The organism is Emticicia sp. (assembly GCF_049241225.1).
Classification (GTDB): domain Bacteria; phylum Bacteroidota; class Bacteroidia; order Cytophagales; family Spirosomataceae; genus Emticicia.
Genome location: NZ_JBMLRC010000077.1, coordinates 1 through 10,680 on the forward strand (window position 1 = coordinate 1; position 10,680 = coordinate 10,680).

Sequence of the window (10,680 nt, forward strand, 5' to 3'; positions counted from 1 at the left end):
AAATGGTGGGGTTTGTAAGCAATTGATAATCAGTCTATTTTGACCCCTCCCTAACGGCAGCGGCCGACCGTCGCCGACCCCTCGCCTATGCGGGAGATATTAATTTAGTTTACAGTGTAGTTATTTCTCTCTCAAATTTATCCATTAAAATTAGTCATAAAAAAATTAATATTAAAACGATGTTCTTCGCAAATTAATTTAAAAAAAAATGCTTCACTAAACCTTACCATAAATTCAGAGCAAGAATCTAATTCTTTAACAAAAAATTTGATTAAATCCCAAGTAAACACCAGATGAAACCATCTGCCCATGGCCCTTATTTCAATAATTACTTTTGGAAATAGGGCATATATTTACTTATTTGCAACTCAATTTTAACCTTACTACTTTATGCAAAATAATCGTTCTCACCTTTACACTCTAATGACCGTATGGTTCTTTTGGAGCTTTGTTGCAGCTTCAAACGGAATCTTAATTCCTCTTTTTAAAGAAAAATTTACTCTTACTCAAACCCAAGCCCAACTCGTAGACTTTGCCTTCTATGCGGCTTATTTTATTGGTTCGGTGCTTTATTTGATATTTTCACGCATCATGGGTGGAGATATCCTCAACAAAATCGGATACAAAAATGGAATTGTAATTGGGCTCTTAATTTCGGCCGTGGGTACACTCCTGTTTTATCCAGCTGCTCAGAATGCTTCATATAACTTGCTACTTTCAGGATTGTTTATCGTAGGATTAGGGTTTTCATTACAACAGACGGCTACTCAACCTTTTATGATTGCACTTGGCCCACCAGAAACTGGGGCTCAACGCATTAATTTAGGTGGTGCGGTCAATAACTTAGGTGGTACTATTGGGCCAGCTTTGGTTTCATATGCGATCTTCGGTTCGATCTCAAAAGATGCTGCTGCTAATGCTTCAATTGAGGATGTGAAGGTACCTTATCTTATTTTAGGTGTTTTGTTTGCATTAATGGCCCTATTTTTCTGGATTTCTAAACTGCCTCGCATCAAAAACGATGAAGATGTTCAAGTTAGCAATATCGTAATTGGTTTGCCTTTGGCATTTTTGGTGCTGTGTGTGGGAGTTGCTGCCGCTTTTTCAATCGAAATTGCTATCACATTTACGTTTATTTTAATGACTGTATTAATGATCGGCTACATGATTTATTCGTTAGCAGGAAAATCAGGAGCAGTACAAAATGCAGGTTCGGTATTAAGTTATCCACAAGCAGTATTGGGTATGACCGCAATCTTTGTTTACGTAGGCGTTGAGGTAACGATTGGCTCAAATCTTGGTGAATATTTGAAAGAAACACAGAATTTAGATTCATCGCAAATCTCAAAATTTGTATCATTGTTTTGGGGAAGTATGATGATTGGTCGATGGACGGCCTCCATTGGCAACTTCAACCCATCTGAATCAATGAAGAAAATTCTTACTATCATTGTTCCGTTTGTTGCATTCGCAATTGTATTGATTGTCAACTCTTTATATAGTGGTGATGTTAGTGATTTATACCCTTATGCCGCATGCGTGGCAATCATGATTTTGGCATATTTTGCTAGCCAAGAAAAGCCAGTGCGTTTATTATTGATTTTCACAGCACTTGGTGCAATTATGTCTATCATTGGTGTAATGACAACTGGTAAAATTGCTCTTTTCTCGCTGATTTCGGGAGGATTGTTCTGTTCGGTTTTATGGCCGAGTATCTTCTCGCTCGGAACCGCTGGACTCGGAAAATTCACCAATCAAGGGGCGGCTTTCTTGATTATGATGATTCTTGGAGGCTCAATCATACCTGTTGTACAAGGAAAAGTGGCCGATTCGTTCGGTATTCAAGAATCTTATCTTTTGGCGGCAGGATGCTTTGTTTACTTATTCATTTTTGGAATTGTAGTGCAAGGCGTTTTACGTAAACAAGGTATAGATTTCGATAAAGAAGTGGTAAAAGGTGGCGGAAAAGGTCATTAAAATATTTTATAAAGAACAGAAAACGCCACTTTTTAATCAAAAAGTGGCGTTTTCTATGTAAATAAGTCAGATATTTTTTGCTTTCAAGAAATCGTTGGTAGCCTTATAGCCAGAATCGTACAACTGTTTGGCTTGGTCTTGAGTAATTCCAAAATCAGTTGCGGAGATACCCAAATCATCAACTCTTACGGTACGTGATTCATCAAATTCATTTTCATTCACCATCACATCTTGTGAATTCATTAATGATTCAAAAACCGACTTGATATATAATTCAAGGTGTGAAATTCCAAACGCCAAATCATTTGGCTTATGATCATCGGGATTCAAGTCAGTGAGGAAAAAGCCGAGTGTCGCTTCGGGCGAATCAACCGAATCAAAAGTATCGACTGGATAATTGTACATAACTCCCCCATCGACATAAATATGGTCGTTTGGATCTCCATCAGGAAACTGCCAAGCCCTAAAAAACATCGGAATCGACATTGAAGCCCGCACAGCCTCCGCAATTTTCACATTAGGTGTAGTTTCAAAAGAAAAAACTTGAACTTGTTGCAAATTCAAATCGGTTGAAAACACCTTCAGGGTTGTTCCGAATTTATCATTTACTCCTTTAAAAGTAATTTCGGGGTCAACACCCTGCTTTGAAAGAAAAACCTTAAACCAATCGTCTAAAAAATAATCTCCTTCATAAGCCCCAAAATGATTAGCGAGATCATTCAGAAAATTAAAAACGCCTCCTTTATCTTTAAAATTATTATAATTAGTTGTACTTAGAAAAGTATTCAAGGCATCAGAGCTAATACGACAAGCCGCTAATGCGGCCGTGATTGCACCTGCTGAAGTACCCGCAAAACGGGTAATCTGAGGCAATATATTCGCTGTTTCGAGTGCTTTCAAGGCACCAACATAAGCAATACCTTTTACACCTCCGCCCTTGAAGACAAGATTTTTGTAAGGATAGGTTTTCATGAGATTGTATTTAGGAATTATGTTGAAGATGTATTTTTGAATCTCTTTTTACAATTACAAATCTCAATAAAATGCTAAAATACAATAAGGGTATAAACGCCTATTTAGCAAAACAGGTATTTTTACGCATTGATGCTCTCCTAAAAAAATCTATATTTGTATCGTTTCACTTTTATATCACTTACATATTATGTCCGAAAACAAAATTCCTGATTACGACAAGCCAATCGACCCAGCATTGGCAAAAGAGTACGTTGAAAACTACCTCAATAATAAGCACTTCAAAACCGAAGATTTTACGGCTTTTTATTTCCACCGAGATGAAATCCAGATTGTCTTAGACCAAAATAAGGACAAAGAATATATCAAATTTACACTCGGAATGAAATATTTAGACCATATAGGTAAGAAAGATACGCTCTATGGCTGCGTGATGATGTCGAACGCTCATTTGATTATTGATAATGATAATCCAGAAAATATTAAACTAGAGAGCGAAGGAGACGAAATTTACGATTTTAGCCACCCTGTACCACCTTATCCGGAAGGCTAATATCAGTTAAATTAACTAAACCCGCACTAAGTAAGCATTAGATTTAGTAATGCTTACTTACTTTTATCCTCATTAATGGTATGGTAAACTCGTTTCTAATATGGCTGCTGAATAACGTATCTTACGTACTTATTTTTACATTGACAATTGGGCTTATACGCTACAAGTATTTGAAAAATGAGCTTATCATGATTTGGTATTTCATCTTACTCGGTACTTTCTTCGAAATCCTGTCACACTCGCTTATGTATTTTAAAGTTCCAAATACACTCCCCGCACTCCACCTTTACACAATTTTAGAATTTATCGTAATTGGTTTATTTTATAAAAAGTTTTTTGGTACTTTTTTTAATCAAAAATCAATATCTTTCATTATTGTAGCCTTCACAATACTTGCTATTATTAATGGTATTTTTATTCAAGGAATCTTCAATTTTAATACTTATGCCAGTGGTTTAGAGAGTATTATTATAATTGGGTTATCTTTACTGTGCTTTTACAAAATGTTGATAGAACTTGATACCCGTGACCCAACAAAACAACCAATTTTTTGGATTAACTCAGGTTTTTTGTTTTACTTTGCAGGTAATCTATTCATCTATATTCTCAGTAATTTAATCAAAAAAGATAACCATCTATTATCGCTTGCATGGGGAATGCACGCCTTTTTAATGTTACTCTTACATCTATTTTTAGGAATTGGCCTATGGCACAGTCATCGCCGTTAGATTTATACATTTTACTCTTTGGCGGAACAATCGCAATGGTTCTGTTGGCGGTTGGCGTTGTCTCATTTATAATAATCTATCAACGTCGGATTATCCGGCAAGATTTGGCTTTTAAAGATGCCGAAGCCAAACATCAACGAGAACTCTACCACGGTACTCTCGAAGCTATTGAAACCGAACGAAAAAGACTTGCCCGTGACCTGCACGATGAAGTTGGTGCGGCCCTATCAACACTTAGGCTCTTGGTTGGGCAAATTCAACAAAGCCCAAATGAAGAAACAGCCATCGAAAGTATCAGTAATAAATCAAAAATACTGATAGACAACACCATTGATAACGTAAGACGAATCTCCAACGATTTATTACCACAAGGTTTAGAAGAATTTGGATTGGCATACTCAGTAGAGGGTTTATGCGAAAAAACAATGGAACTTTCGGATATTGCTATTTATCTGAAAGTTGATAATCTGGTATCGATTGATACAAAGAAAAGCTTGATTGTGTACCGACTCATTCAAGAATTACTCAATAATGCGGTCAAGCATTCAGAAGCCGAAAGTGTACATTTAGTGCTAAAGTCTGAGAACGATACACTCGAAATTGAATATAAAGACAATGGCAAAGGTTTCGATTTTGTAGAGGCCTATCAGAAACGTAGTTTGGGTCTAAAAAATATCGAAACCCGAACCAAAATGATAAATGGCACAACAAAATTTGAAACAAAACCCAACGAAGGCCTAAAACTCAACGTAAGTATTCCTTTGAATTAAGAATCCCGAACAGCTAATAAATTTATTATTCAGTGTGTTAAATTTTAGTTCACCGATTCAAAACCACTAAAACAACCATGAAAACCGTAAACGTTGCCATTGCCGACGACCAAGTGTTGTTTCGCAAAGGCATGATTTCAATCGTTAATTCCTTTGAAAATATCCAGATTATACTCGAAGTAGATAATGGAAAAGCACTAATTGAGGCCATCGAAGCCGCCGAAGTAAAACCTGACATTGTACTACTCGACTTGTCGATGCCCGAACTCAATGGTGTTGATACAACCAAAATCCTTCACCAGAAATTTCCTCAGATTAAAATCATTATTCTATCAGTTTACAGCGAAGACCGTTTCGTTACGCACCTCATGGAATTAGGCGTAAATGCTTATTTATTCAAAAATGTAGAACCCGCCGAAGTAGAAAAGGCCATTTGGGCAGTGATGGAAAAAGATTTTTATTTCAACGAAGCCTTTCTGGCAGCCATGAAAAACCGTTTGACAGGTAAGAAACCTCGTTTACTGATTCAGGATGATATTCCTTCAACACTTACACAACGCGAACTTGATGTGCTCGACCTAATTTGTAAGCAATATACTGCCCAAGAAATTGCAAATAAGCTTTTCATAAGCGTTCGTACGGTTGATGGACATAGAAACAATTTACTCGAAAAAACAGGTATGCGAAATACCGCAGGCTTAGTAGTTTTCTCAATAAAAAATAATTTGCTCGACCCAAGTACTTTGTTATAGTGGTAGATTAGTTACTGGGTATTTATTTAAATGAATGGAACCATTAAGCATTAACAGATAAAAAAGTAACCAGACTCACCTGCCACGGGTAATTTCTTTACGAATTCTACTGAGCGAAGTATCAGTTATCCCTAAATAAGAAGCAATGTATTTTAGCGGAGCATTATGAAATATTTCGGCGTGCGAGGTAAGCAATTTTTCGTAGCGTTGTTCGGCAGTAAGCAGAATCATGCCGAGCATTCGCTCTTTTAGTCTCGAATAATTATTGATAAGCATCATACGCCCAAATTCCCGAAATTCGGGAATTGTATGAAAACAAGTCTGTAAGTCATTATAGTTTATCATCCAAGTTGTGCAATCGGCCAAAACTTGGATGTTTTCGTTAGAAGGAATTCGTTTAAAAAACGATAAAAAATCATTGGCAAAGAGGTTGCTTCCATAAAAATCAGTGGTAACTTCATTACCATCAATATCAACCACATACGAACGCAGAAAGCCTGACTCTATAAAATAAGATTCAGTGCAGATTTTGCCTTCTTTTAGCAAAAAGTCATTTTTTACATAATTCTTTTGAGTAAAAAAAGTAGCAATATAGACGGCCTTATCGATTGGCATCGGTAAGATTTGTTGAATATAATTGACCAAACTTTCTTTACTCATTTTTCTCTACACCGCTCCATGACCTAAATTATGGAGCATTCGGATGTGTGATTGCAAACCTTTCGTAAACGATTCTTTATTGTTATAAACAATTCCAAAATCTTCGGCAGTATTTTTTACGATTGATGCAATGGCAGGATAATGCACATGCGAAATATTCGGAAACAAATGATGCTCAACTTGGTAGTCAAGTCCGCCAATATACCACGAGAGAATTCTATTATTGCCCGCAAAATTAGCCGTTGTATTCAATTGATGAATCGCCCAAGCATTTTCTATATTGCCACGATCATCAACTGCTGGTTGTGCAGCTCCTTCTACAATGTGAGCCAACTGAAAAACCGTACTTAAAATTATTCCTGCAGTACAGTGCATAGCCATAAATCCAGCAAACCACTGTCCAATGGTAATGTCTAGCATTAACATCGGTAAGACAAAAATAAATAGCACATATCCTATTTTACTAATGATTAGTGTAACTAATTCTTTTTTAGGAAAAGGTTTCACCAAGCCAGTTTCAGCCATTTTATTGTATAAAGAAATTTCTTTAAAATCTTTCCACAGGAAAGAAATTGTCATGAGGCTATACAAGAAAAAAGCATAAATATGCTGAAATCGATGAATGCCTTTTAGTTTATCGCCACTCGAAAGACGCAACATAAATTTACCAGTAATATCTTCATCAATATCATGGAGATTGGTATAAGTATGATGCAATTTATTGTGCTGCACATCCCAGTTATAGACATTTCCTCCGAGCAAATAAATGGATGCCCCGAAGAGTTTATTAAGTTTAGAAGAAGATGAAAACGAACCATGAATGGCATCGTGCATGACCGACATTCCAACACCAGCCACTCCTAAGCCCATCACGACGGTCAGGCATAGCATTTGTAATGGGGTGAAATTTCCGGTAAGAATCAGAGCAAATGGAATCAGATAAAGGCTCAACATGAATATTGCCTTGAAAAGCAATTTCGAGCCACCCGTTTTCTCAAGAGAATTGGTTTCAAAATAGGAATCAATGTTTTCTCTAAGTACTGAAAAAAACAATGACTTGTCTCTATTCAGAAACTTTACTTTGGCGTACTTGGCGGGTTGCATTTAGTGGTTATAGGTTTAGGTAAAAAACAAATCTACTCAAAAACAATTTATTTCTACAATTTTTTATAGAAAAAGTAATATTTCTTGGATAATTTATAGGAATTCTAACTATGCTCTCATTAATTGCTCCATGAGATTTTTCGTAAAACGTTTATTGACTAATTCGCGGGTGAGTTTGTAATAATCGATTGCACCATTCGAGTCTGGCTCATACATGAAAATATCTTTTCCGCTGGCTTGGGCTTCAGGAATTGCTATATTATCACGAATATATGTATCTAAAAATTGTTCTTTCAGCTGTTTTTTTGTTGATTTTATCAAATCTACACTTAATCGGCGTTTCATTTTAGGATTATATCGAGTAGCAAAAACACCACCCAATTCGAGATTCGGGCAAATCATTGAAATCTGACTGGCAAAAGCCAAAAAATTACGGAGTCCCTCATAGCTTAAAAATTCAGCTTGGAGTGGTACAAAATATAGGTCGGAGGCAACTAAAGCGATTCGGGCGGAGGTAGATAAGCTTGGGGGGCAATCAATGATGATAAAATCGTAGCGGTGTTTGATTTTATCGAGGGCAATTTTGAGATTAAAAGGAAAAACTGCACTGGCTCGGATTCTTTCTTCGGCGGCTAAAAATCCCATTGAGGCGGGAAGTAAATCGCCCACATCTGTCTTGACAACTACTTCATCAAAAGTCTTATCATTCAAAATAAAACTGCCCGTATCAGCATCGAAAAAATGCAAATTATGATAACCAAAACAACGAGTAAGACTTGCTTGGGCGTCAAGGTCTATAAACAACACTTTACTTTTGACAAAACGATGCAGAGCCACACCGACATTCTGAGCAGAGGTTGTTTTTCCGACGCCACCTTTGTTGTTCACAAAACTAAGCGTTTTCAAATTATAGGTTATGTTTTAAGGTTTACGGTAGAACAAATATAAAAAAAAAGACATTCATTACAAATGTCTTTTCGGTTTTTATAATTATTTGATAGTCAAGTATTTGAAAAAACCTATCTAACAGCTCAATCCCCTAAAATAGCTAACACTATTTTGCTTAGTTTTATAACGATAGGCTTAAAAATACCTTTTCAAAGCAATCAATTGTTGAGGAACTGGCTTAGAATTCCAGTGTTCGTGAATTACCAAAGCAGCTCCCAAAGAAGATGCTTGGGCAATTTCGGAAGCATAAACCTGTTTATTGAAGTAAGTTTCGGCCAAAAGATTCATGAAAATATCATTTTTCGAGAAACCACCATCCACAAAAATCTGCGTTGGCTTACTCCAGCCCATTACCAGATTTAGCGATGCCACCTGCTGAGCTACCAAATCAAGCATAAATTGATGATATGCTTCTTCGTAAGACTTAAATAAGTTGAGATTTCGCTCCACAAACGGACAATCTTTCAAAAGGCCAACATCAGCCGTTTGTGGAGTAGCCTGTTTGAATTTATTACGTAAAAACCAAACCATGTCTTGGTCGTATTTTACTTGCTTATAGTAGTCAACGTCTTTTTCAAAATAGGAAGCCAGATGTTTGGTCTGACGTTCGTGTTCGTTACCCGCAAAGAGCCTTGAAGCCTTTACTGGATTTCCTGCAAAATTTAGGTAACACAAACAATCTTTTTGTAACTCGGTGTTAGTCAGCGGCTCATCATTGAACGGATTGATACTAATGGCCCACGTACCTGTTGAAAGTAAGATAAATTTTTCGTCGAAAGATTTAAGATATGGCACAAGTGCCGACGAGCTATCATGAATACCAATACCTACTGCAACACCATTAACCTTAGTAGCAATATTGCTCGAAAGTTGGGGCGTTTGCTGCACTGAATGAAGATGCTCGGCCTCAACCCAAGCATGGTAATCGTTTTTCTGAAAATCCCAGAGAGCGGTATGGCAGCCCACACTCGTAATTTCGGATACTGGTTGATTCGAGAAAAGAAAACTACAATATTGAGGCAGGTGCAGAGAATATTTGATTTGGTGGAAAATACTTGGTTTTTCATTTTTTAACCAATACAATTGCAAGCCCGAATTGAGCATACCGAGTTCGGGCGAAGCCGTTTCGGTAAATACATTTGAGGTATACTTTTCGGCAAATTCTTTACTCATTTGGCGAGTAAAGTTTTTGAGATAATTATAAAGTGGAGTAATCGGTTTACCTTCCGAATTTAGATGAACAAAACTTGCCCCATAAGCCGAAAAATTAAGCCCAACTACTTCATAATCAGGATTTTGCTTGATAGACTCGTAGGTAGTTTTGAGCCATGAACTTAACCGAATCAAATCATCACACGGAAAGCCGTCGTCGTCCAGAATTTCTTCAAATTGCGATTGTTCTTCTTTTACAATATTATAATCTTCGTCGAATAGAAGTAACTTTTTATTGGTTTTACCAATATCAAAAACGGCACAGACTTTCATGTAGATTGGTTTGGAGCTTTGCTTTTAGTTTTGTTACGTATAAAATGGTGCTGTAAAAATACAAATTTATCTGATACGAACAAGCCTGTCGTGTACTACTCTGATAATTTAATTTATAAAAAAGGAACGCCCAAATTGGACGTTCCTAAGAGTAGAATTTACCTCTAAAATAAAATTCTCTACAATCTGAAATTACGTAAATTATAAGTAAATGTAAGCATAAAATAACGTGTAAGTACCTGACTACGAGCATCTTCTATGTAGGCAGTTGATACATTTCTGGCAATACTATTATTCTGTTTCAATAAATCGAAAACATTGATACGGAGTTCGGCGGCTTGTTTTTTCAAGAATTTATAACCAAAACCAGCATTCCAAAGCGTAAAGTTTTGATTAAACCCAGTACCTAAACCCGAGTAAGCCTGATTTAGCACTTCCGATTGTAATAAAAAGCCTTTGCCAAAGAGCCAGTTGATTTTAAATGATGTATTCTGAAACAAATAATTGGTATTAAGAGTGGTTTGTGCCGAATTACGCACTAAACTATATGTTGGCGAATATGAAAGCGTAAAATCAACTTTTTCGCTTACGTTACTACTCAAAACCATGCCGCCATTGAAGCCGTATGTATTCGTGAAACTCTTTATTTCGTTAATCAAGTTCGGATTTTTTGCGTAATTCACACCAGCACTAAAATTAAGATTCGATTTGATTTTCGCAATCGGAATACC

The 10,680-nt window shown here is 36.5% G+C and carries 10 protein-coding genes and 1 pseudogene; 5 read left to right on the forward strand and 6 right to left on the reverse strand.

What is annotated here, in order from left to right; all coding sequences use genetic code 11:
* The first annotated feature begins 390 nt into the window (after window positions 1–390).
* Complete coding sequence (locus tag ACOVO2_RS04750; RefSeq protein WP_421768857.1) at window positions 391–1,977, forward strand: MFS transporter; 1,587 nt, start codon at window positions 391–393, stop codon at window positions 1,975–1,977.
* A gap of 66 nt (window positions 1,978–2,043) precedes the next feature.
* On the opposite strand, the gene ACOVO2_RS04755 is transcribed toward ACOVO2_RS04750, so the two are convergent.
* A complete protein-coding gene (locus ACOVO2_RS04755; protein WP_421768858.1) occupies window positions 2,044–2,949 on the reverse strand; it encodes a patatin-like phospholipase family protein in 906 nt (301 codons plus the stop codon).
* A 190-nt stretch (window positions 2,950–3,139) separates the two neighbouring features.
* Between ACOVO2_RS04755 and ACOVO2_RS04760 the strand changes: the two genes are divergently transcribed.
* From ACOVO2_RS04760 to ACOVO2_RS04775, 4 genes are all read left to right on the forward strand, one after another.
* Complete coding sequence (locus ACOVO2_RS04760; RefSeq protein ID WP_421768859.1) at window positions 3,140–3,502, forward strand: hypothetical protein; 363 nt, start codon at window positions 3,140–3,142, stop codon at window positions 3,500–3,502.
* Window positions 3,503–3,690: 188 nt separating this feature from the next.
* A complete protein-coding gene (locus ACOVO2_RS04765) occupies window positions 3,691–4,230 on the forward strand; it encodes a hypothetical protein (RefSeq protein WP_421768860.1) in 540 nt (179 codons plus the stop codon).
* On the forward strand, window positions 4,209–5,000 hold the full coding sequence (locus tag ACOVO2_RS04770) for a sensor histidine kinase (RefSeq protein ID WP_421768861.1): 792 nt from the start codon (window positions 4,209–4,211) through the stop codon (window positions 4,998–5,000). The genes ACOVO2_RS04765 and ACOVO2_RS04770 overlap by 22 nt, the downstream gene beginning before the upstream one ends.
* 77 nt (window positions 5,001–5,077) lie before the next feature.
* Complete coding sequence (locus tag ACOVO2_RS04775) at window positions 5,078–5,752, forward strand: response regulator (protein WP_421768862.1); 675 nt, start codon at window positions 5,078–5,080, stop codon at window positions 5,750–5,752.
* 75 nt (window positions 5,753–5,827) lie between these two features.
* Here ACOVO2_RS04775 and ACOVO2_RS04780 read toward each other — a convergent pair whose 3' ends face one another.
* The 5 genes and pseudogenes from ACOVO2_RS04780 to ACOVO2_RS04800 all read right to left on the reverse strand — a co-directional run.
* A complete protein-coding gene (locus tag ACOVO2_RS04780; RefSeq protein ID WP_421768863.1) occupies window positions 5,828–6,412 on the reverse strand; it encodes a Crp/Fnr family transcriptional regulator in 585 nt (194 codons plus the stop codon).
* Between the two features lie 6 nt (window positions 6,413–6,418).
* Window positions 6,419–7,516, reverse strand: a complete 1,098-nt coding sequence (locus tag ACOVO2_RS04785) for a fatty acid desaturase family protein (protein ID WP_421768864.1) — start codon at window positions 7,514–7,516, stop codon at window positions 6,419–6,421.
* A gap of 108 nt (window positions 7,517–7,624) precedes the next feature.
* Window positions 7,625–8,422 (reverse strand): ParA family protein, encoded by a 798-nt coding sequence (locus ACOVO2_RS04790; protein WP_421768865.1) that lies wholly within the window; start codon window positions 8,420–8,422, stop codon window positions 7,625–7,627.
* A gap of 177 nt (window positions 8,423–8,599) precedes the next feature.
* Complete coding sequence (locus tag ACOVO2_RS04795) at window positions 8,600–9,949, reverse strand: FGGY-family carbohydrate kinase (protein ID WP_421768866.1); 1,350 nt, start codon at window positions 9,947–9,949, stop codon at window positions 8,600–8,602.
* A gap of 179 nt (window positions 9,950–10,128) precedes the next feature.
* A pseudogene (locus ACOVO2_RS04800) lies at window positions 10,129–10,680 on the reverse strand (TonB-dependent receptor); the annotation flags it as partial.

Coding starts and splice junctions, on each gene's coding strand:
- ACOVO2_RS04750 (WP_421768857.1), top strand. CDS start 391: ATGCAAAATAATCGTTCTCACCTTTACACTCTAATGACCGTATGGTTC.
- ACOVO2_RS04755 (WP_421768858.1), bottom strand. CDS start 2,949: ATGAAAACCTATCCTTACAAAAATCTTGTCTTCAAGGGCGGAGGTGTA.
- ACOVO2_RS04760 (WP_421768859.1), top strand. CDS start 3,140: ATGTCCGAAAACAAAATTCCTGATTACGACAAGCCAATCGACCCAGCA.
- ACOVO2_RS04765 (WP_421768860.1), top strand. CDS start 3,691: ATGATTTGGTATTTCATCTTACTCGGTACTTTCTTCGAAATCCTGTCA.
- ACOVO2_RS04770 (WP_421768861.1), top strand. CDS start 4,209: ATGGCACAGTCATCGCCGTTAGATTTATACATTTTACTCTTTGGCGGA.
- ACOVO2_RS04775 (WP_421768862.1), top strand. CDS start 5,078: ATGAAAACCGTAAACGTTGCCATTGCCGACGACCAAGTGTTGTTTCGC.
- ACOVO2_RS04780 (WP_421768863.1), bottom strand. CDS start 6,412: ATGAGTAAAGAAAGTTTGGTCAATTATATTCAACAAATCTTACCGATG.
- ACOVO2_RS04785 (WP_421768864.1), bottom strand. CDS start 7,516: ATGCAACCCGCCAAGTACGCCAAAGTAAAGTTTCTGAATAGAGACAAG.
- ACOVO2_RS04795 (WP_421768866.1), bottom strand. CDS start 9,949: ATGAAAGTCTGTGCCGTTTTTGATATTGGTAAAACCAATAAAAAGTTA.